The 18316-nt window shown below is 60.9% G+C and carries 27 protein-coding genes; 22 read left to right on the top strand and 5 right to left on the bottom strand.

The window, feature by feature from the left end; all coding sequences use genetic code 11:
* Nucleotides 1–84: 84 nt before the first annotated feature.
* Together CC207_RS08350 and CC207_RS08345 are read left to right on the top strand one after the other, a co-directional pair.
* Nucleotides 85–456, top strand: a complete 372-nt coding sequence (locus CC207_RS08350) for a hypothetical protein (protein WP_009397122.1) — start codon at nucleotides 85–87, stop codon at nucleotides 454–456.
* Nucleotides 456–773: a hypothetical protein gene (locus tag CC207_RS08345; protein ID WP_088851903.1), complete on the top strand. Its 318-nt coding sequence runs from the start codon at nucleotides 456–458 to the stop codon at nucleotides 771–773. The genes CC207_RS08350 and CC207_RS08345 overlap by 1 nt, the downstream gene beginning before the upstream one ends.
* On the opposite strand, the gene CC207_RS08340 is transcribed toward CC207_RS08345, so the two are convergent.
* On the bottom strand, nucleotides 754–1188 hold the full coding sequence (locus tag CC207_RS08340; protein WP_088851902.1) for a hypothetical protein: 435 nt from the start codon (nucleotides 1186–1188) through the stop codon (nucleotides 754–756). The two genes, CC207_RS08345 and CC207_RS08340, sit on opposite strands and share 20 nt — an antisense overlap.
* A 30-nt stretch (nucleotides 1189–1218) precedes the next feature.
* Between CC207_RS08340 and CC207_RS08335 the strand changes: the two genes are divergently transcribed.
* The gene (locus CC207_RS08335) at nucleotides 1219–1647 is read left to right on the top strand and encodes a proteasome subunit beta (RefSeq protein WP_088851901.1); all 429 of its coding nucleotides are present in this window, start codon (nucleotides 1219–1221) and stop codon (nucleotides 1645–1647) included.
* A gap of 31 nt (nucleotides 1648–1678) precedes the next feature.
* Here the strand turns inward: CC207_RS08335 and CC207_RS08330 are convergent, their stop codons facing one another.
* Nucleotides 1679–1873: a hypothetical protein gene (locus CC207_RS08330; protein WP_088851900.1), complete on the bottom strand. Its 195-nt coding sequence runs from the start codon at nucleotides 1871–1873 to the stop codon at nucleotides 1679–1681.
* A 75-nt stretch (nucleotides 1874–1948) separates the two neighbouring features.
* Between CC207_RS08330 and CC207_RS08325 the strand changes: the two genes are divergently transcribed.
* The 16 genes from CC207_RS08325 to CC207_RS27120 all read left to right on the top strand — a co-directional run bounded on the left by CC207_RS08325 (nucleotide 1949) and on the right by CC207_RS27120 (nucleotide 13435).
* Complete coding sequence (locus tag CC207_RS08325; RefSeq protein ID WP_088851899.1) at nucleotides 1949–2548, top strand: hypothetical protein; 600 nt, start codon at nucleotides 1949–1951, stop codon at nucleotides 2546–2548.
* A gap of 2 nt (nucleotides 2549–2550) precedes the next feature.
* Nucleotides 2551–4038 (top strand): terminase, encoded by a 1488-nt coding sequence (locus CC207_RS08320; protein ID WP_088851898.1) that lies wholly within the window; start codon nucleotides 2551–2553, stop codon nucleotides 4036–4038.
* Nucleotides 4039–4046: 8 nt separating this feature from the next.
* On the top strand, nucleotides 4047–5471 hold the full coding sequence (locus tag CC207_RS08315; RefSeq protein WP_088851897.1) for a DUF4055 domain-containing protein: 1425 nt from the start codon (nucleotides 4047–4049) through the stop codon (nucleotides 5469–5471).
* Nucleotides 5461–6510: a minor capsid protein gene (locus CC207_RS08310; protein WP_088851955.1), complete on the top strand. Its 1050-nt coding sequence runs from the start codon at nucleotides 5461–5463 to the stop codon at nucleotides 6508–6510. The genes CC207_RS08315 and CC207_RS08310 overlap by 11 nt, the downstream gene beginning before the upstream one ends.
* Before the next feature lie 33 nt (nucleotides 6511–6543).
* Complete coding sequence (locus tag CC207_RS08305) at nucleotides 6544–6861, top strand: hypothetical protein (RefSeq protein ID WP_088851896.1); 318 nt, start codon at nucleotides 6544–6546, stop codon at nucleotides 6859–6861.
* A gap of 82 nt (nucleotides 6862–6943) precedes the next feature.
* Entirely contained in the window at nucleotides 6944–7654 is a 711-nt protein-coding gene (locus CC207_RS08300; RefSeq protein WP_088851895.1) for a hypothetical protein, read from the top strand.
* 12 nt (nucleotides 7655–7666) lie between these two features.
* Nucleotides 7667–8635 (top strand): major capsid protein, encoded by a 969-nt coding sequence (locus tag CC207_RS08295; protein WP_088851894.1) that lies wholly within the window; start codon nucleotides 7667–7669, stop codon nucleotides 8633–8635.
* Nucleotides 8636–8683: 48 nt separating this feature from the next.
* Nucleotides 8684–9265 (top strand): hypothetical protein, encoded by a 582-nt coding sequence (locus tag CC207_RS08290; RefSeq protein WP_088851954.1) that lies wholly within the window; start codon nucleotides 8684–8686, stop codon nucleotides 9263–9265.
* Between the two features lie 39 nt (nucleotides 9266–9304).
* The gene (locus tag CC207_RS08285; protein ID WP_088851893.1) at nucleotides 9305–9697 is read left to right on the top strand and encodes a protein singed; all 393 of its coding nucleotides are present in this window, start codon (nucleotides 9305–9307) and stop codon (nucleotides 9695–9697) included.
* A gap of 2 nt (nucleotides 9698–9699) precedes the next feature.
* On the top strand, nucleotides 9700–10080 hold the full coding sequence (locus CC207_RS08280; RefSeq protein WP_088851892.1) for a glutamate 5-kinase: 381 nt from the start codon (nucleotides 9700–9702) through the stop codon (nucleotides 10078–10080).
* Nucleotides 10081–10082: 2 nt separating this feature from the next.
* Nucleotides 10083–10514, top strand: a complete 432-nt coding sequence (locus tag CC207_RS08275) for a hypothetical protein (RefSeq protein WP_088851891.1) — start codon at nucleotides 10083–10085, stop codon at nucleotides 10512–10514.
* A complete protein-coding gene (locus CC207_RS08270) occupies nucleotides 10511–10915 on the top strand; it encodes a phage tail terminator-like protein (protein ID WP_088851890.1) in 405 nt (134 codons plus the stop codon). Before CC207_RS08275 ends, CC207_RS08270 begins: the two co-directional genes overlap by 4 nt.
* 58 nt (nucleotides 10916–10973) lie before the next feature.
* Complete coding sequence (locus tag CC207_RS08265) at nucleotides 10974–12143, top strand: phage tail tube protein (RefSeq protein WP_088851889.1); 1170 nt, start codon at nucleotides 10974–10976, stop codon at nucleotides 12141–12143.
* A gap of 56 nt (nucleotides 12144–12199) precedes the next feature.
* On the top strand, nucleotides 12200–12715 hold the full coding sequence (locus tag CC207_RS08260; RefSeq protein WP_256582040.1) for a hypothetical protein: 516 nt from the start codon (nucleotides 12200–12202) through the stop codon (nucleotides 12713–12715).
* 101 nt (nucleotides 12716–12816) lie between these two features.
* Nucleotides 12817–12972, top strand: a complete 156-nt coding sequence (locus tag CC207_RS27215; RefSeq protein WP_218192827.1) for a hypothetical protein — start codon at nucleotides 12817–12819, stop codon at nucleotides 12970–12972.
* A gap of 25 nt (nucleotides 12973–12997) precedes the next feature.
* Nucleotides 12998–13435 carry a hypothetical protein gene (locus CC207_RS27120; RefSeq protein ID WP_178080955.1) on the top strand — a complete coding sequence of 146 codons (438 nt, stop codon included), beginning with the start codon at nucleotides 12998–13000 and terminating at the stop codon, nucleotides 13433–13435.
* On the opposite strand, the gene CC207_RS08245 is transcribed toward CC207_RS27120, so the two are convergent.
* Nucleotides 13428–13682 carry a hypothetical protein gene (locus CC207_RS08245; RefSeq protein WP_088851887.1) on the bottom strand — a complete coding sequence of 85 codons (255 nt, stop codon included), beginning with the start codon at nucleotides 13680–13682 and terminating at the stop codon, nucleotides 13428–13430. The genes CC207_RS27120 and CC207_RS08245 overlap by 8 nt on opposite strands.
* A 311-nt stretch (nucleotides 13683–13993) precedes the next feature.
* On the opposite strand from CC207_RS08245, the gene CC207_RS27440 reads away from it, so the two are divergent.
* Complete coding sequence (locus CC207_RS27440; protein WP_088851886.1) at nucleotides 13994–14287, top strand: hypothetical protein; 294 nt, start codon at nucleotides 13994–13996, stop codon at nucleotides 14285–14287.
* Between the two features lie 52 nt (nucleotides 14288–14339).
* On the opposite strand, the gene CC207_RS08235 is transcribed toward CC207_RS27440, so the two are convergent.
* Together CC207_RS08235 and CC207_RS08230 are read right to left on the bottom strand one after the other, a co-directional pair.
* On the bottom strand, nucleotides 14340–14534 hold the full coding sequence (locus CC207_RS08235) for a hypothetical protein (protein WP_088851885.1): 195 nt from the start codon (nucleotides 14532–14534) through the stop codon (nucleotides 14340–14342).
* A gap of 91 nt (nucleotides 14535–14625) precedes the next feature.
* Entirely contained in the window at nucleotides 14626–15345 is a 720-nt protein-coding gene (locus CC207_RS08230; RefSeq protein WP_088851884.1) for a DNA translocase FtsK, read from the bottom strand.
* Nucleotides 15346–15436: 91 nt separating this feature from the next.
* On the opposite strand from CC207_RS08230, the gene CC207_RS08225 reads away from it, so the two are divergent.
* Together CC207_RS08225 and CC207_RS08220 are read left to right on the top strand one after the other, a co-directional pair.
* Nucleotides 15437–15733, top strand: a complete 297-nt coding sequence (locus CC207_RS08225) for a hypothetical protein (protein WP_088851883.1) — start codon at nucleotides 15437–15439, stop codon at nucleotides 15731–15733.
* Between the two features lie 62 nt (nucleotides 15734–15795).
* Nucleotides 15796–18267 carry a phage tail tape measure protein gene (locus CC207_RS08220; RefSeq protein WP_088851882.1) on the top strand — a complete coding sequence of 824 codons (2472 nt, stop codon included), beginning with the start codon at nucleotides 15796–15798 and terminating at the stop codon, nucleotides 18265–18267.
* Nucleotides 18268–18316 lie beyond the last annotated feature (49 nt).

The raw sequence follows: 18316 nt of genomic DNA, 5'->3' as shown, positions 1-18316 counted from the left end.
TGTTTGTTGGCGAGGGGATTGTAGTGGTGCGAACGAACCACTGACTATCGCCCACGTTTCTTTGGGCATTCACAGGTAGAACGAATGGACCCGACCGACCTCGGCCCAGGCACAGCCACCTGGCTGGGCGGAACGGGCACGGTATTGCTGGGCGGCTTCCTTTGGCTGCGCAAGTTCCTGTCGAAGGATGCCACCGACCGCGCCATGGACAACGCTGACATCGGCACTGTCCGCCGGCTGAATGAGCTGCTCGACTCCGAGCGCGAGGCCCGCAAGCTGGCCGAGGCTCGTGCCGACCAGTTCGCCAAGGAGCGCAACGAGCTCGCAGCAGCAGTAGGGCGGATGGAGGGGAAAATCGAAGCCCTCACCAGCCAGGTGGGCCAGCTCACCGAGAAGGTGACCACCCAGAGCGCCGAGATCTCCCGGCTTCGCTCCCAGCTTGGAGGTACAGCCTGATGGACAAATGCGCACTGGAATTCATAGCTCGCCGCTGGTGGCGCCGGGCTGAGATCTGGGTCATCGCCCTGGTGTTGATCGCCGGCGGCGCGGTGCTGGGCTGGCAGGCGGCCTATTGGGCCATGACGAGCACCCAGGCCAACCAGATGAAGCAGATCCGCGAAGCTTACGATGCCGCCATGGCTGAGCGTGACCAGCGCTTGGATGAGCTGACACGGAAGGCGGAGAACGCCGCGGCCAAAGCGTCAAAGGCCGCAACGACCGCCAACCAAGCAGCTGATAAGGCGGACGAGGCCCTCAATCGGGTTGCGCCGTAGTCGCGGTGTAAGTGCCTTTAATCACAGATAGATCAAGGTTCGTCACATCGTTGTCAGGTGTTACGCCAAACGAATGTTCGCCGAATTGGCCCAGTGATATGCGGGCGGTCACTTGCGGGGTGTTACCTGCGTCACGGACTTTGATCATCTCTCGAACCAATCCATCCATGACGGGGCCGTGCGCATCCATCTGAATGTGGGTGACCATGGATATACGTTCTGCCAGCTCGATCGCGTCGGTGTACTGATGAGACTGCTTGTTCCTGACCCTGAAGTTCCTACCGAGGTCGAGGTGCAAGGTTACTTCAGCGCCCTTGTTGCTGACCTCAGCATTGGTTGATTCCAGCCCATACCAAGTATCGCCTTCAATCTCGATGTGGATTGCAGTTGTCTTCTTCAACAGCGAACGCCGCATGAAACCACCTCCTGAAAAGGGCAAGCATACATGACCACCATCGCCTACAAGGACGGCGTGATCGCCTACGACTCCCGCCAGACCCGCGATGGCTGTATCGTTTCCGATGACTGCAAAAAACTCACCGTCGTGGATGGCGTCAGCTTCTTCCTGTCCGGCGCCGTGTGCGACGAGAAGGCCCTGATTGCGGCCTACTTCGGCACACCATCGCCGGTACCTGTCGAATGCTCCGGTTATGCGGTGGATGGCGGTCGGCTGCTCATGGTCGGTCACGACGACAAGACTGGCATCTGGCGGCAGGATCTCGACCCGGCCAATCCCGACGCCATCGGCAAGGGATCGGCGTATGCCCTGGCTGCAATGGACATGGGGGCGAGCGCAGAAGAGGCGGTGCGCGCCGCCATGAAGCGGGACATCTACACAGGCGGCAAGGTCGTTACGTTTCGCGTGGAAGGGTAGGTGTGCCGCAGGTGAGTGCGGCACTAGTCGATTACGTTGCTGCGCTCTGAATCTTGGTCGCCAGGCTGGAAAGCTCATCAAGTGCTTTCCCCAAATCATCAACCTTGCCTGCTTCAATTTGGAGTGCGATCAGTCCAATAGCCGCTGCAACTGCACTCGATCTGGACAAGCCGGGATTGCCTTTCACAGTCTGGACAGCGACTTTTGCATCTTCAGTTAAAGCCATGTTGCGTTCCTTGCTTGAGTTTGAATCTCTACCATTACCGGCAAACAGCCATCATTTCAAGGCGTATGAATTCCAATGACATCAAAGCAACCCGACTGGGAGGCGATCGAACGAGCCTTCCGGGCCGGGGCGCTTTCCATCCGTACCATCGCTGACCGCAACGGTGTAAGCGACACAGCGATCCGAAAGAAGGCCAAGGCCTTGGGCTGGGAGCGGGACCTTTCCGAGCAGGTCCGCAAAGAGGTTCGCAACAAGCTGGTTCGCGGCGAAGTTCGCGAAGACCAATACGCGAACCCCGAGCGGGACGCAGAGATCATCGAAGAGGCGGCAGAAGAGGGCGCCACGGTTGTTCGCAGCCACCGCCGCGACATTCGCAAGGCCACGAACCTTGCGAACCTGCTGATGGATGATCTGCTGACGACCATCCAGCGACGCGAAGAGATCGAGGAAGCTATCGAGGAGGAGACAGCTGAAGACAGCAACGGCATGCGCCGTGCTGCGATGCTGTCGGCTGTGGCTCTGCCCAGCAACGCCAAGACCCTTTTCCAGCTGTCCTCGGCCATGAAGAACCTGCAGGTGCTCGAGCGCACCGCATTCGGCCTGGACGACAAGGAGCAGTCGAAAGACGCCGACGAACTCTCGCAGCTGATGGATGAACTCTCGAAGGATGCCTGACCATGAAGCCCGAGCACATGAAACTGCTCCGGGATCGGTTTTGGCGGCTGAACAACCTGTATTTCATCACGGACAAGCAGGGCAAGAAGGTCCGCTTCCGCATGACGCAGGAGCAGGTCGATTACTTCCAGGGGATGCACACCCGCAACATCATCCTCAAGGCCAGGCAGCTGGGTTTCACCACGCTAGTGTGTATCGTTCAGCTGGATGCCGCGCTGTTCGAGGCCGCCAAGTGCGCCCTGATCGCCCACACCCTGAATGACGCCAAGCGGCTGTTCCGGGAGAAGGTGAAGTACGCCTACGATCATCTGCCCAGGGAGATCAAGGCGGCTAACCCGGCGCGCAACGACGCCGCGGGCGAGCTGGTGTTCAGCAAGGGCGGGTCGCTGTACGTGTCCACCTCCTTCCGGGGCGGCACGTTGCGCTACCTGCACGTTTCCGAGTTCGGGAAGATCTGCGCCAAGTTCCCTCACAAGGCGCGTGAGATCGTCACCGGTGCGTTCGAGGCCGTGGCCGCTGAATGCTTCGTCACTATCGAGTCGACGGCAGAAGGCCGGGCCGGGTACTTCTTCGACTACAGCCAGTCTGCCGAGAAGCAGCAGCTGGCCGGCGTGCCCTTGGGCCTGCTGGACTGGAAGTTCTTCTTCTTCAGCTGGTGGCGGAACCCGCTCTACTGGCTGGACCCGGCCGATGTGGTCATCCCGGACCGGCTGGCGAAGTACTTCGACGACCTGGCGGCAAAGCACGGGATCGTCACCAACCCAGGCCAGCGCGCCTGGTACGCCGCCAAGGAAAAGACCCTTGGCGACGACATGAAGCGGGAGTACCCGTCGATCCCTGCCGAGGCATTCCAGCAGACGATCGAGGGCGCCTACTACGCCAAGCAGTTCACCAAGCTTTATGCCGCCCAGCGCATCGGGAAGCTGCCCGACAACAGCCACCTGCCGGTGCACACGTTCTGGGACATTGGCGTGGGCGACTCCACGGCCATCTGGTTCGTCCGGATCGTCGGCGAGGAGTACCACGTTGTCGACTTCTACCAGAACAGCGGTGAAGGCCTGCGGCACTACATGAAGGTGCTCAAGGACCGCGGATATGCCTACGGCGAGCACTGGGGCCCTCACGACATCGACAACCGGGAATTTGGTAGCGACGGCAAGACCCGGCGAGAAATCGCTCGTGAGGGCTACGAGATCGACGGCCAGCGCTATTCGCTCACCTTCCAGGTGGTACCGAAGCTAAGCATCGACGAGGGCATCGAGCAAGCGCGGGAGATTCTGCCCCGATGCGCCTTCGATGAAGCCAAGTGCGAGGAAGGCATCACCGCCCTGGAGAGCTACCGCAAGGAATGGGACGACAAACGCGGCTGCTGGAAAGACAAGCCGCTCCATGACTGGTCATCCCACCCATCCGATGCCTTCCGCTACTTCGCTGTGGCCAAGACCAAGCGCTCCGTGGTCAAGCACGTACCCATCACGTTCACTTTCTGAGGCCACCCATGCCGAACTTCATTCCCCGGGCAGAGTACTCGGAGGCCATGCCCGGCTGGCAGCTGGTCAAGCGCTGCGTGGCCGGCGCTCGTGAGGTGCGCAAGCACGACGAATACCTGCCGATGCCGGATCCTGAGAACAAGTCCCCGGAGAACCAGGCGCGGTACAAGCAGTACAAGAAGCGGGCGATGTTCCTGAACGTCACCGGGCGCACGCGCACCGGCCTTCTTGGCGCGGTGTTCCGCAAGACCGCCGAGCTGAAACTACCCGCCGGCGTGGAGTACCTGAAGGAGAACGCCAGCGGCGACGGCACAAGCCTGGAGCAGCTTTCCAAGCGATCCGTGGGCGAGTGCTTGGACACGGGCCGTGGCGGCTTCCTGGTGGACTTCCCGGCGGTAGATGGCGTGTCCTCCATGGCCGACATGCAGGGCCGGCGTGCACTGATCCACCACTACGGCGCGACCTCGATCATCGACTGGGAGGAGCAGGTCATCGATGGCGTGCTGCGCCTGGTCTACGTCTGCCTGCTCGAGTGCGTGTCTCAGTTCAGCCCGGAAAATCTCGACCGCACCAAGGACACCCAGTACCGGGTTCTGCTGCTGATCGACGGCAAGTACGTCCAACGCCTCTACGGGAAGGACGGCAAGACCTATACCGAAACGCAGCCACTCGACAAGAACGGCCAGCCCTTCGACCACATCCTGTTCAGCTTCTACGGGGCCGAGGACAACGACGCCAGCATCGACAAGTCGCCGCTGGAAGACCTGGCTGACGTGAACATCCTGCACTATGGCAACAGCGCCACGGTGGAGGAGAGCGGGTTTATCAGCAGCCAGCCGACGCTGTTCATCACCACCGATATCAGCGCCGACGAGTTCGCCAAGGTGAACCCGAACGGCATGCACATCGGTTCGACCCGCGGATACAACCTCGGCAAGTCCGGCGATGCAAAGCTTGTCCAGGCAACCGAGAGCCAGTTGGCCCGAACGCTGCTCAAGGATAAGGAAGAGCAGATGCTGATGATCGGCGCTCGAATCGTGCAGAAGGCGGGCGGAGCCGAGACGGCCGAGGCCGTGCGCATCCGCTACAGCTCGGACAACAGTGTGTTGGGAACCATCGCCGGCAACGTGTCAGAGGCCCTGAGGCGGGCCATCCTCGATGCCGAGCGCTTCATGATGGGTGAGCCGGACGAGGACGGGACGGTCTTCTGGCTCAATCAGTCGTTCTTCGACGAGCCGATGACCGCCCAGGACATCCTGGCCCAGGTCCAGCTCTGGCAGCAGGGAATCATCGCGAAGTCCGACCTGCGCACCAACCTGCGCCAGGGCGGCGTGCTCGAGGCCGACCGCACCGACGAACTGATCGACGATGAGCTGGCCCAGCAGCCGCCGGTGACCGGCAACGATACCGGAGATGGCGGCGATGAGCAGTGACGGCTACCTGTCCGACGCAGCGACTCGCCACCAGGTGCACGTGCAGCGCTACGCCGGGGGCAGCCTCAAGCGCCTGGCCAAGTTCATCACCAAGGCCATCAGCACCGCCAAATCTCGCGTATCAGAAGGACTGAGCCGGTACGGTACCCAGCGGTACGAGAAGCAGATCCAAGAGCTGCAGGGTGAGCTGGCGGGCGTATACGGCGAGATGAAGCAACAGGCCGTGCTCGACCTGACCGAATTCGGCGGCTACGAGGCCGAGTTCAACATGACCCTGCTGGGCAAGGTCGTGAAGACGGTCGTCCAGCTGAACAGGCCGAGCATTGAGCAGGTGGCTGCTGCAGCGCTGGCCGATCCGCTTGACCTGGAGGTCGGGAAGGGCCGGCAGCGCATCAGCATCGCCGGCGCGTTCGACCAATACGGCACCAAGAAAAGCGCCGAGATCATCAGCGAGATTCGCGTGGGCTCGGCACTGGGTGAGACATCCGGGCAAATCAGTCGCCGGCTAACCTCGCTGGGCGTCCAGCAGCGCGACCAGGCCGGGGCGCTGGTGCGGACCATGACCAACCACATCGCCAGTTCGGCGAGGTCGAAGGTCATGGCCGATAACGACGACATCCTCAAGGGTAAGCGCCGGGTCGCCACCCTGGACGGCAGGACCACGCCGCTCTGCCGTGCTCTGGACGGCACTGTGGTGCCCATGACCGCCCCGTCGCCGCCATTCCACTGGAACTGCCGGACCACCGAGATACCGGTGCTGAAGGATGAGTTTGCCAGAGACATCCCCGGCTCGACTCGCCCGGCGGTAGGCCCGGACGGCGCCGAGCAGGTCAGCAGCAAGACCACTTATGGCGAATGGCTCGCCAGGCAGCCAGTTGCGTTTCAGAAGGATGTGCTCGGGCTGACGCGATATGAACTGTTCAGCAAGGGCAAGCTGCCCGTTGACAGGTTCGTCGATGATGACGGCAAGACCCTGACCCTTCAGCAATTGCGCGAACGTGAGCCGATGGCTTTCGAGAGGGCAGGGCTGGTAATGTAGCGGTGAGAGAAAAATTTCGGTAAGGATTACCAAATGCTGAGCAACCTTCAGGCGCAAGAGCTGGTAACTATTTTCAATAATTTTTGGTTGGCGATACTGAACCCTGGAGATAAGTACACGGTCGCAGTCGCTCGGCAAAATGTTGATACCGTAATGAAAAATGCGCGCTTAGCACAGCGCCTTACCAGCCCAGACCTTGTCCTTATCTTCGATCTGTTTGTAGCTCACGATTTTCTCAGAAAGTCTGCGCAAACCGGCCCAGGAATGCTTTCGACTACCATTAATACCACTTACGAACATAGGCCTTACACGCAGGCAGATCTAACGGTGCTGCATGCGCGGCTGATCTGAAGCACCCATTTTCTATAACCCGCCTCGGCGGGTTTTTTTATGCCCGCAGGCAGGGCCTGCTCAACGTCTCTGGGAGACAGCAATGACCTTGAAATTCCAACTGGACAGTCTCGAAGGTGTCGAAGAATCGGTAGCAGCCCTGTACGTCGAGAAGGACGGCAAGTTCGTCCTGGGCATCGAGGGCCTGCCGCAGCAGGAAGACGTATCCGGCCTGAAGTCGAAGGTGCAGGAACTGCTCGACGAGAAGAAGGCGGCCGATAAGGCGCGCAAGGACGCCGAAGAGCAGGCGCGCCTGGAGCGAGAAGAAGCCCTGCGCAAGTCGGGAAACGTAGAAGAGCTCGAAAAGTCCTGGTCCGAGAAATACAACCGCCGCGAAGCTGAGCTGACCGGCACCCTTGAAAGCGAACGCGCCACCCTGCTAGGGCAGATCCGGGATCTGACCGTGGGCCGCACCGCTACCGAGATCGCGACTGCTCTGGCCGTGCCAGGCAGCGCCAAGGCATTGCTTCCCCACATCGAACGCCGTCTGAGCGTCGAGCAGCGCGACGGTAAACCAACCGTTGTCGTGCTGGACGCAGCCGGCAAGCTCTCGGCGGCAACGCTGGACGAGCTGAAAGCAGAATTCACCAACGATCCGGCCTTTGGCCCGCTGATCGCTGGCAGCAAAGCATCTGGCGGCGGGGCCGGAGGTGCTGGAAAGGGCGGCGGGGCCGCAAAAGGCAATTTCGGCGGTACCAAAGCGGAACGCACGGCGGCAATCGCCAGCCGGTTCCCAGACCTCCCTCAATCGTAAGGAAAAACACCTATGTCCCTGTCGCAAATGCAGGTTTTCAACGAGTACATCATGCCGGCGACCATCGAGACGCTGGATCAGATGCTCGTTGCGTTCAACGCCGCCAGCCGCGGCGCCATCGTGCTGTCCCCGGACGGCTTCACCGGCGACTTCCTCCAAGAGTCGTTCTTCCAGACCTTGGCCGCCGCCCAGCGTCGCGTGGATCGTTACGCGGCCAACGGCGCCGCCCCGATCACCGACCTGACCGAGCTGAAAAACACCTCGGTGAAGGTGGCCGGCGGCTTCGGCCCAGTTCGCTACGAGCCGTCGCAGATGGCCTGGCTGGAGCGCCCGACCGCCCAGGGCGTCGAGGTGGCATCCCGAGCGTTCGCTGAGATCCTGCTGAAGGACCAGCTGAACACCGCAATCGCCGCGCTGGTTGCTGCGATCACTGCCCAGGCCGCAGCCGTCAACGATGTCTCGGCAACCGCAGGCATCACTCAGGTCGGTCTGAACAACGCCCACGCCAAGTTCGGTGACGCCAGCCAGAACCTGGTAACCCAGGTGATGCAGGGCACCACCTACCACAAGCTGATCGGCCAGGCCCTGACCAACTCCGAGCAGCTGTTCCAGGCCGGCAACGTCCGCGTTGTCGACATCCTCGGCAAGGTCTCGGTAGTTACCGATGCCCCGGCGCTGATGCAAACCGGCACCCCGAACAAGGAAATCATCCTGTCCCTGGTGCAGGGCGCCGCACTGGTGCACGACGGCCGCAACATGGTCAGCAACGTGTCGACCACCAACGGCAAGGAGCGCATCGAGACCACTCTGCAGGTGGACTACGACTTCGGCCTGGGCCTCAAGGGCTACACCTGGGATCAAACCAACGGCGGAAAATCCCCGACCGATGCCGAGATCGCCACCGGCACCAACTGGGACAAGACCGCCACCAGCATTAAGCACACCGCTGGTGTTGCTCTGATTGGTGATGCCTCCAAGTAACTCTGATGGTGGGCTGGGCCGATGGCCTGGCCTGCTGAGGACAAGCGCATGAGTAGAAACAACATCTGGTACCTGCCTGGGCCGTTCCACCAGTACCAGGAGAACGTCAAGGACCTCGCCCGGGAACATGGGCTGGTCATTGTCGACGCCAATGTGGCGGAGGGTCGCAAAGGTGCTGCCAAGGACGTTCCCGAGGTAACCATTCGCCCAGAGCTTCAGGCCCTGGCGGTAGTCGTCGAATCCGGAGGTTTGGGCCAGGACGTTGTCGATTGCTTGACTGATGAACTCGGCTCCATCGGGGGGATCATCGAATCGTTCGCCGTTCAGAGCCTGGAGCGCCCGGCGGGCGAACTGGGTGAAACCGCATCGCGCTTGTTCCAAGTGCTGGAAGCGGTGAATGCCGGCGTAGCCAGTCTGCAGCGTGAGCGCGACGGTGAAGCGCAGAAGGTCATCGCACTGGAGCAAGAGAAGGCCGAACTGCTCAAGCATGTCGAAGCCCTCAAGGCTGCAGCTGTCGATCCTGAGGTCGAGGCGCTGAAGGCTGCGCTGGACAAGGCCGGCGTAACCTACCGTTCCAACGCCTCGAAAGAGTCGCTGCAGAAGCAGGTCGCCGAGCTCAACCAGCAGTAACACCGGGGCTGCGGCCCCACTCATTCAAGCGGAGGCCTGATGGCTACCTACATCACCGTGTCCGAAGTGGATGCCACCCTCGGGCCTGACTGGGCAGCTCCAGAGCTGAAGGACGAGGCGGTCTTCGAAGCGAACGCCTACCTTACCTCGCTCAACCTGGTCGGCATCGACATGGACAGCATACCTGCCGACGTGAAGGAGGCCGGTGCCCGCCTGGCCAAGTGCGCATCGCAGGGCAAGCTGTACCAGCAGCAGACCGAGGGCTCGCTCGAGGCGAAGACCGTCAAGGCCGGATCGGTTTCGACCAGCAAGACCTTCGGCTCGATCGACAAGACCAGCACTGTCGCCCAGCCAGCCTGTGTGCAGCTGGCACTGGCCCTGCTGACGCGCTGGCGCAGTAATCCGTTCGCCTTTGCTGTGAAAAGGGGATAGCCATGGGGCTCCGCGATGAAATCCAGGCAGGCCTGGCCGAGGCCTTCGACGAAGACCTGGCAGACGCTGTATCGACGTTCACCGGTGCCTACATGGGCCCCGGCGCCTGGGACCCGGTAACCGAGACCACCACGGCCCAGCCTGTCACCTATGCCGGACGCGGAGTGTTCGACAGCTACGACAGCCGGCGTATCGACGGCCTGAACATCCTGGTGGGCGACGTGCTGCTGATCTGCCTGGCCAACGAAGTAACGGACAAGCCGGCGGTAGGCCACGAGATCACAGCCAACGACCTGGTCACGGGCGAGCCGGTTACCTATCGCATCGTCAGTCCTGGAGTCGACCCTGCTAAGGCGCACTATGAGATCCAGCTGAGGAAGTGACTATGGCCAAAGGAAGAGGGTGGAGCACGCCGCCGAGCGCATTCGCAGAAGTGGTAGAGGGCGCACTGACGCAGCGCGCCAGAGCAATAGCCATGGCCATGCTGGGAGAGATTGTCTCCAAGTCTCCGGTAGGCAACCCGAGCCTATGGAAGAGCCCGCCGCCACCGGGATACACCGGAGGTAGGTTCAGGGGAAGCCATATCGTCAGCATCGGGGCGCCGGTTTACACGCAGACCACCAAGATCGACAAGAACGGTACCGAGACTGTCGCCGAGGGCGATCGTCAGCTCTCTGGTCTTGAGCCGTTCACGGTCATCTACATCCAGACGAACCTTCCATACGCTGAAAGAATTGAAGACGGCCACTCGACCCAGGCGCCTGGTGGGGTCTATGCGGTGTCATTTCATGGCGTTTCCCAGGCCTACAGCTCATGACCTTCGAACAGATCCGCGCCATCGTGATTGGGCGCATGCAGCAGTGGGCCGGTATCCCGGCTGGCGCAGTGGACTACCCGAACAACAGCGCGCCATTCGACCCAGCCGGCAAACCGATCTGGGCCAGGCTGGCCGATGTGCCGGGTCTATCCAGTGCGCCGGAGATCGGCATCGGCCCCTGCGTGCGCCGCACCGGCATCATCATAGTCCAGCTGTTCGTGCCAAGCTACAAGGGCACCCTGGCCATCGCCAAGGCCGCCGACACGTTGGTCGAGCACTTCCAGTTCTACAGCGACCCGACCGGGCCATTCGAGTGCTACGCGGCCTCTGCCTGCACTATCGGCGACGATGGTCACGGCTGGTACCAGGTCAACCTGTCCATTCCATACCGGGCCTACTGAGGCCACCACCCACCGCCCATGGCGGTTTTTTTACGCCTGTTGATAGGAGAAACACGCCATGTCGAGTGGTGCCAAGGTTGCAACCGCCTGGATCCGTGAAGTCACGCCAGGCACCACCCCGCCGGGCCCCTGGAACGTGCTGACGCGTACCAGCTTCGGTGTCGGGCCCACCTACAATACCGCCGAGAACAACGAGATCGGCGAAGACCGTATGTCGCAGGGCACCGCCCAGACCACCGTGGACGTGGCCGGCGATGTCGGTACGAAGATGCGCTTCGGCGCGCTAGACGAGTTCATGGCTTCCTGCTTCGGCAAGGACTGGGACAACAACGTCCTGACCATGGGCAACGACCGAATCAGCTTCAGCCTGGGCTACTACGCCGCGGACGTCGGCATCGCCGGCAAGGCCACCGGCGCCCAGGTCGCCACCATGAACATCCAGGTGCCGAACGACGGCGAGATCGAGGTGACCACCACCTTCGCCGCGACCGGCTGGCAGGACAAGGACGACGACACCAACTTCATCCTGACACCGGTGGCCGAGGCCTTCCAGCGGCGCTACGGCTTCAAGGACGTCTCCGGCCTTAAGCTGAACGGGGTGCAGGTGGGCGACAACAACGTCTGCGTCGACACCTTCAACCTGCAGTTCGACAACTCCGTCCAGACCCAGCGCTGCATTGGCAACGGCAATCCATTCGCCGGCAACATCATCCCGACCACCTTCACGCCGTCGGGCAGCATCACCCTGAGCTGGGCCAAGGCGGCCTACGAGCTGTGGAAGAAGCAGCAGACCGGCGACGCGATCAGCTTCGAGTTCACCCTGGGCAATGCCGACGGCGCCTATGACTTCCTGATCCCGGAGATGGAGATCAGCGGGTCTTGGCCGGACGGCGGCGCCACCGACATCATCCAGGTGGAACTGACCTACACCGCCCGCCGCGTGTCGCCGACCATTACCCGACGCCCGGCACCGCCGGCGCCCACCGGCGTGACCGTGGCTCCATCGACCGCCAGCGTGGCAGTGGCAGCGACCACCAACCTGGCCGCCACCGTGGCGCCGGTCGGCGCGACCCAGGCCGTCACCTGGTCCAGCTCCGATGTGAGCAAGGCGACTGTCAGCGCCTCCGGTGTCGTGACTGGTGTGGCCGTCGGCAGCGCGACCATCACCGCCACCAGCGCCGTGGATGGCACCAAGAAAGGCACCGCGGCGATCACCGTCACGGCGTAACCATTTCCCGGCGCGCCCTGCGGTGCGTGTCGGGCCTTTTACCGCAGAGGAAGACCATGGGATTCACCATTGCTCGCAAGCCAGAGCTGGACCTCCACGGCCAGCGCTGGGTGGAGTTCGCCCCAGGCGCCAAGATCCTGGTCGGTTCAGCCGCCGACCCCGTGTACCGATCGCACCGCGCGCTGATCAACCGCCACCTGGCGGCAGTCGACTCCCAGGCCGGCGTCGGCACCAAGCAGTTCAGCGTTGCGCAGATCCCTCAGGCTGAGATCGAGGTCGACGACGAGCTCTACATGGACCTGGTGGCGCACCACCTGATCAAAGACTGGCAAGGTGTCGACGTGGCCGAGCGCCCGGGCGAGCCGGCGCAGTACACCCCGGAGCTCGGCAAGGCCCTGATCGAGCAGATGCCCAGCGTCTACTTCCTGGCCCTGCGCACCGGCGTCGACATCGCCAACCGCGTCGATGAGCGCATCAAGGAGTCGGTGGGAAAGCTCTCGCCGTCTACCGATGGGGCCGCGACTGGGCGGGCGAAGAGAACGAGAAAAAGCGCTGGAAACGTGAGCGCCTGAGCGGCGTAGGCGCGGTACCGCCGGCCCCGGAAATTGATCCGGTCACTGACCAACTGCTCGACGCCTACAACGCGATCAGCAGGTCACGGCAGTACGTCGGCATGATGGCCGCGCCGGCGCCGATCACCGCAGGAATGGTCAGCGAGTACTTGGCCCGGCACCCGAGCGCTATCGATCGCGACGAGCTCGAGGCCGTGGTGTTCGCCCTGGACGAAGAATTCCGCACCAACTGGGCGGAGAAGAACAGCAACGACTGACGCGGCCAGGCCGCAGGAGAGGGATATGCAGCAGCGCTACGTGCTGACGATCTGGGACCTGTACAAGATGAGCGGAAGTGATGTGTGCGGCGCCGAGGCGGTGATCGCCATCATGGATGGCGACCAGGAGATGGACCGCATCACGATCAACGGCAAATGCCAGGGCCAGAATGGTTACGGTCGAAACTACACCGGCAAGCCAGGTCTGACCGCTCGATTGATCTCAGGTCCTACGGCGCTCAGTTTTGCGTGGGATAAGTCCGACGCCGATCCCTATAAGTCAGTAATTGCTTGGCGTCGACGTCTGAGCAATCCGCCTGACCGCTCGCCCGTCGAGGTGGACGTGCAAGATGGGCGCGCTGAGTACCTGCTCAGCGGCCCGTATAGCCTGGGTGAGGGCGGCAAGATTGAGGTGATCAACGGCAAGCTGCTCTTCACTGGGGGTAGCTTCAAGGTTACCTGATGTTGCCGAACACTCGATCGAAGTTTCCATCTCCGAAATAGTTCAGGTTGTCGGCAAGAATCAGCGCGTACCCAGAACCAATGGCCTTGAGCTCATCGTAAATGGTCGAAAAGTCAGATTCGGAAAGGAAGGTAATAGCTCCGCACCCAACCGCTACTCCACGATAGGCATGCTTCTCGGCAACTGGGATGTATTCTTCCTTCGTGGTCACAATTACGTAAGGGAAGACCGTCTGTCCAGGGTTCACTTTGACCTCCTAAATCATCAATGCCCCAGTCCATGGGCTTTCCGGCAACGGCCTGGGGCGGTTCGTTGGGAGGCACAACGCTACTACGGCGCCGTACCTGGCTGGTACTGGCTTTCCGTCCAGGGTGGATGGGTGGACAGGAGCAGCTCCTAGCATTACCCAAACTCTATACAAGCATTAATCCTCGTACAGGTATCAGGCCCGGCGGTCAGTTTTACGACGTATTTTGACGTCAATTTCTTGTGCGATCAGCTGACGGCGCTATGGTGGGATGACATTCACCATTGAGACGAAAGTCGTAGGAGGCCGGCATGCGGATGCGAGGAGATGTGTTCTGGGATTGGGCCGATCCGAGCCTGCACCATCGTGACCATGACGAAACTCTGGATGACGGAACGTCGATCGACGTCCAGGTGAGGTTGTCGCGCACGGGCAGCACGCAGATGTTCATCGGCGTGTATGGGCCATCTGGCCGAACCTTGTATGAAGAGTCTTTCGATTCACGGCCAGGCGAAACCATGACTACTGCGCTGGCTTGGGGCGTGGACAAGGCCAGGCAGACTGCATTCACAACCGAAAGAAAGCGCAAGGTCGCACACTGCTAACCCCAAATTGCGATAAGAGCCCAGCCCCGCGCTGGGCTTTTTGCATCTGGGCTCACCCGTGGACCCGGCGCTTCCACGCGGCGTGCTCCCATAGCGCGCTGGTGTGGAAAGCCCGCATCAGGTGCATGCTCCGTAGTTCTTCGACCCGGGCAATGGCCTCGGCCCGATCCCGGGCGCGGATAGCATCCACAGCCTCCGCCCAGTGCTCCAGCGCCTCGGCAAATCTCCGCTTCTCATCATCGGGCATCTTCGCACCCTTCATGTGAGTGGTTGGGGAGGGTAATGGTAGACCAAATGGGCGTGGGGACGGGTGGCGCTTGTCGGTGAGCGCGCAGGCGTCAGCCGATCAGCTTTCCAATGAAATGACTGAGCCCTCCATGGGCGCGGACAAACTCAGAATAGCTATGTCCCTCGGCCCCCGTAAGCTCTGAGATAGCGCGGATCATTTCTATCTTGCTTTCGACTGGGATATCACTTTCAGCGACAGATCGGACTCGAATCAGGAAATTTATGTAATCGTTAATGGCCAAGTCGAGCTGACCAATGTCCGTGTGAGTGAATGCGTCGGAAATTTTCCCTTCCTTTGTGGAAGGAACCCATCTTCCGCGTCGAGCAAGAAGCTCCTCGTATGTCTTGTCGCCTAGATAACATTTTGTACCAACAAGGACGAGGTCTGAGTGCGGCGTGGTTATGAATGGAAAGGGCACAAAATAGTGCTCACGATCGAACGGGCTATCGGCATCCGGGCGCTTAACCGGCGTAGCGATAGGCTGTTGAGGCGTAACAGATGCTTGGCCAAGAGAAATGACATGTCGATGCCCGTCAGAGCCAATAGAACTGACGATCCTGTCGATTTCCATGGCTTCAATGAAGCGATTTGCACGCGCGAAGCCTATTTTCAGCTCCCTTTGGACAAGCGATACAGAGGCTGTTTTGTTTTTTAGTACAAGGTGGACCGCCTTGGGGTACAAGTCGTCATCAATGTCCGAAATTTCCACGGGCTGATCGGTGGCATTGCCCGCTCGCTTCGGTGAAAAAAAACACTTGATCCAATTCACGAAGGTAACCCACTAAGTCATTTCCGGGGTTCAAGGCTAACCCATGCGAACCGGGAAATGGTAGATTGCCCTCATCAAACAAGGAGGGTTCATGGAACTGTTCATCATCTGGCTGGCGTTGGCTGGCGTGACTGCCTATTTCGCAAAGCAGAAGGGCAGAAACCCTGTGGGCTGGTTCATCCTGGGGTTTGTCTTCCCTGCCGTCGGACTTATCGCTGTATGGCTGGCAAACCCGCTGGTGGTGGATGAGCAGAAGAGTATCGAGATCGCCAGGAAGTTTGGCGTCTCCTCCCTCTATCGAAAGTGCCCATTCTGCGCCGAGGTTGTCCAAAGGGAAGCAATCAAGTGCAAACACTGCCAGTCTGACCTAGAACCGGTCGAAGAATGACCTGAGCTAAAAACGAAGATAAACCCGCCATGCGCGGGTTTTTTTATGCCTGGAGATATTGCATGGCTCAAGAATCGCGCCTTGCCGTAACCATTGACTCACGCGGCGCGCAGCGTGACGCAGCGTCTATGAGAAAAGAGCTCGAATCTCTTGAGTCATCTGGTAATCGTGTAGCGCCGGCAATGGAAAAGGCCAGCGCATCTATCGAAGGGGCTGGGCGACGCTCTGATGCGAGCTCAAGAAAGGTCGGCGGACTGGCTGCCGAAACCGATAAGCTGCTCGGCGCCGTGGGAGGACTGGCCGCACCGTTTGCAGCGGCCTTCAGTGTTTCGAAGATCGCGCAATATTCGGAGCAGTACACCAACCTCACAAACCGTCTGAGGCTTGTTACCGAAGGAACTGAGCAATTAGCGTTTGCTCAGGATTCCGTTTACAGGGTTGCTCAGAACTCTAGGCAGTCTCTGCAAAGTACCGCCGAGGTCTATCAGCGTGTGGCCCAGAATGCTAGACAGCTTGGGCTGAGTTTTGCTGACGTGGAGAGCGTCACTGAGACGGTATCGAAGACCGTGGCACTGAGTGGCGCCAGCGCCCAGGCCGCTGAGGCCTCCATGGTCCAGTTTGGTCAGGCTCTCGCCTCTGGCACTCTTCGCGGCGATGAACTCAACAGCATAATGGAACAAACGCCGGCGCTCGCCCAGGCGATTGCGCGCGGGCTCGGCGTCTCTATTGGGCAACTGCGCACCATGGGGGCTGAGGGGAAACTGACGTCTGAGGCAGTCGTAAAGGCGTTGCAGAGCCAGAAAGACAAGGTGGACGAGCTCAGTGGCAGCCTTCAGGTCACGGTCAGCCAATCATTAACCGCGTTCAACAACTCGCTGGTGACGACAGTCGGGAAGCTTGATGAAGCTACCGGTGCCAGCGCCCGGCTGGCTCGTGGGATCGTATCCATGGCAGAGGCTATGGATAGGTTCAACTCAGGCGAGTTCCTGGATTTCTTCCGTGACGACAAGCAGACAGTGGCTGGGCTGAACAATGAGCTCAGTGTCACTCTCGCTGGAATTCGAGACCTGCAGAATGCGAGGTCAAAGCTTTCATCTACCGACTCGGGTGATACGGTTTTCTTCAAGTTCAAGTTCTACAGCCGCGAGGAACTGGACAAGGAAATTGCCGGGCTGGAGAGCCGAGCCGCCTCTGTCAGGGCAGTAGTAGCGCAGATGCAGAAGACTGCAGCGCAGCCATCTCTCCAGACACCGAAAGGGGATGATCCAGGTAAGAAGGTGAATGCTGAGTACGAGAAACTTCTCGCCAACCTGAAAAAACAGGCTGCGCTCGAGGGCGAAAACACTGAAGCCGCAAAGGTGCGGTATGCAATTGAGGTTGGCGAGCTTGGGAAGCTGCTTCCTGAGCAAGAAAAGCTACTTCTGAAGTACGCCCAAGAAAAGGATGCAAAGGCGGCAGCGGAGAAGGCGTCCAAGAAAGCAGCTGCGGAGGCAGCCAAGGCTCAAGCTGCGACCGGCAATGGGCTATCAGAATCGCTCAACACCTTCTCCCGCCTCTACGCTCAGTACGACCCTGCATCCCAGGCCGCCCGCGCCTTGACCAAGGAACAGCAGCAGCTGGATCTGGCCTTCAAGAAGGGCAAGATCAGCCAGGAGGAGTACGGCAAGGCGCTGGCGCAGGCGTCGACGAACTATGCCGCGGCGATCAAGGGCGCCCAGGGCCTGACCCAGGCCGAGCAGTACCGCGCCCAGATGGAGCGCAAGCTGGCCACCGAGCGGATGGAGTACGCCGCCCGGGCCGATGCAGTGGGCATGGGCCAGAAGGACGCGGCGCGGATGCAGGAACGCCTGCAGCTTGAGCAGGAGACCAACAACCGCATCCTGCAACTGCAGACCGAACTGGCCAACGCCCAGGGCGAGAAGCAGCGGCAGGACTTGCAGGCGCAGATCGACCTGGAGCGCGAGTATCTGGGCAAGCGCATCGCGGCTCAGCAAGAAGGCTGGGCCCAGCTGGACCAGGCCCAATCCAGCTGGAGCGCCGGTGCGCGCGGTGCGTTCCAGGACTACGTGGACAGCGCCAGGGACGTTGCCGGCCAGTCGCGTTCGTTCTTCACCAGCGCCTTCAGCTCCATGGAGGACGCGGTGGCGAACTTCGCCATCTCGAGCAAGCTCTCGTTCTCGGACTTCACCAAGTCGATCCTGGCTGATATGGCGCGCATCGCCACTCGCCAGGCCGCCACTGGCATTTTCGCCAGCATTGCGGGCAGCGCGATCGGCAGCTGGTTCGGCGGTGGCGCGAACGGGCTGGCCTCTGGCAGTGCGGGTGAAGTCTCGTCCAGGCTTGGCGCGTCCGCTGCGGGATATTCGCCCAAGTTCGGTTTCGCGACTGGCGGCTACACCGGCGACGGCGGCAAGTTCGAGCCGAAGGGCGTTGTCCATGGCGGCGAGTATGTCGTTCGCAAGGAGGTGGTGAGCCAGCCCGGCATGCGCGACCTGAATCGCCCCTGGTTTCGTAGACACCTCCAAGCCTCATAATGAGGCCCAAATAGGAGGTGCCATGAGTCGTCAGCGTTACCCCGAAGAA

The organism is Pseudomonas sp. DrBHI1, from assembly GCF_002205115.1.
GTDB classification, from domain to species: Bacteria; Pseudomonadota; Gammaproteobacteria; order Pseudomonadales; family Pseudomonadaceae; genus Aquipseudomonas; species Aquipseudomonas mosselii.
The sequence above is the reverse complement of the archived record's forward strand: the minus strand, read 5'-3'. Positions and strand labels throughout refer to the sequence as shown.

What these genes read in the sequence shown, in the direction of transcription:
- CC207_RS08350 (WP_009397122.1), top strand. Translation starts at nt 85, where the DNA reads ATGGACCCGACCGACCTCGGCCCAGGCACAGCCACCTGGCTGGGCGGA.
- CC207_RS08345 (WP_088851903.1), top strand. Translation starts at nt 456, where the DNA reads ATGGACAAATGCGCACTGGAATTCATAGCTCGCCGCTGGTGGCGCCGG.
- CC207_RS08340 (WP_088851902.1), bottom strand. Translation starts at nt 1,188, where the DNA reads ATGCGGCGTTCGCTGTTGAAGAAGACAACTGCAATCCACATCGAGATT.
- CC207_RS08335 (WP_088851901.1), top strand. Translation starts at nt 1,219, where the DNA reads ATGACCACCATCGCCTACAAGGACGGCGTGATCGCCTACGACTCCCGC.
- CC207_RS08330 (WP_088851900.1), bottom strand. Translation starts at nt 1,873, where the DNA reads ATGGCTTTAACTGAAGATGCAAAAGTCGCTGTCCAGACTGTGAAAGGC.
- CC207_RS08325 (WP_088851899.1), top strand. Translation starts at nt 1,949, where the DNA reads ATGACATCAAAGCAACCCGACTGGGAGGCGATCGAACGAGCCTTCCGG.
- CC207_RS08320 (WP_088851898.1), top strand. Translation starts at nt 2,551, where the DNA reads ATGAAGCCCGAGCACATGAAACTGCTCCGGGATCGGTTTTGGCGGCTG.
- CC207_RS08315 (WP_088851897.1), top strand. Translation starts at nt 4,047, where the DNA reads ATGCCGAACTTCATTCCCCGGGCAGAGTACTCGGAGGCCATGCCCGGC.
- CC207_RS08310 (WP_088851955.1), top strand. Translation starts at nt 5,461, where the DNA reads ATGAGCAGTGACGGCTACCTGTCCGACGCAGCGACTCGCCACCAGGTG.
- CC207_RS08305 (WP_088851896.1), top strand. Translation starts at nt 6,544, where the DNA reads ATGCTGAGCAACCTTCAGGCGCAAGAGCTGGTAACTATTTTCAATAAT.
- CC207_RS08300 (WP_088851895.1), top strand. Translation starts at nt 6,944, where the DNA reads ATGACCTTGAAATTCCAACTGGACAGTCTCGAAGGTGTCGAAGAATCG.
- CC207_RS08295 (WP_088851894.1), top strand. Translation starts at nt 7,667, where the DNA reads ATGTCCCTGTCGCAAATGCAGGTTTTCAACGAGTACATCATGCCGGCG.
- CC207_RS08290 (WP_088851954.1), top strand. Translation starts at nt 8,684, where the DNA reads ATGAGTAGAAACAACATCTGGTACCTGCCTGGGCCGTTCCACCAGTAC.
- CC207_RS08285 (WP_088851893.1), top strand. Translation starts at nt 9,305, where the DNA reads ATGGCTACCTACATCACCGTGTCCGAAGTGGATGCCACCCTCGGGCCT.
- CC207_RS08280 (WP_088851892.1), top strand. Translation starts at nt 9,700, where the DNA reads ATGGGGCTCCGCGATGAAATCCAGGCAGGCCTGGCCGAGGCCTTCGAC.
- CC207_RS08275 (WP_088851891.1), top strand. Translation starts at nt 10,083, where the DNA reads ATGGCCAAAGGAAGAGGGTGGAGCACGCCGCCGAGCGCATTCGCAGAA.
- CC207_RS08270 (WP_088851890.1), top strand. Translation starts at nt 10,511, where the DNA reads ATGACCTTCGAACAGATCCGCGCCATCGTGATTGGGCGCATGCAGCAG.
- CC207_RS08265 (WP_088851889.1), top strand. Translation starts at nt 10,974, where the DNA reads ATGTCGAGTGGTGCCAAGGTTGCAACCGCCTGGATCCGTGAAGTCACG.
- CC207_RS08260 (WP_256582040.1), top strand. Translation starts at nt 12,200, where the DNA reads ATGGGATTCACCATTGCTCGCAAGCCAGAGCTGGACCTCCACGGCCAG.
- CC207_RS27215 (WP_218192827.1), top strand. Translation starts at nt 12,817, where the DNA reads ATGATGGCCGCGCCGGCGCCGATCACCGCAGGAATGGTCAGCGAGTAC.
- CC207_RS27120 (WP_178080955.1), top strand. Translation starts at nt 12,998, where the DNA reads ATGCAGCAGCGCTACGTGCTGACGATCTGGGACCTGTACAAGATGAGC.
- CC207_RS27440 (WP_088851886.1), top strand. Translation starts at nt 13,994, where the DNA reads ATGCGGATGCGAGGAGATGTGTTCTGGGATTGGGCCGATCCGAGCCTG.
- CC207_RS08235 (WP_088851885.1), bottom strand. Translation starts at nt 14,534, where the DNA reads ATGCCCGATGATGAGAAGCGGAGATTTGCCGAGGCGCTGGAGCACTGG.
- CC207_RS08225 (WP_088851883.1), top strand. Translation starts at nt 15,437, where the DNA reads ATGGAACTGTTCATCATCTGGCTGGCGTTGGCTGGCGTGACTGCCTAT.
- CC207_RS08220 (WP_088851882.1), top strand. Translation starts at nt 15,796, where the DNA reads ATGGCTCAAGAATCGCGCCTTGCCGTAACCATTGACTCACGCGGCGCG.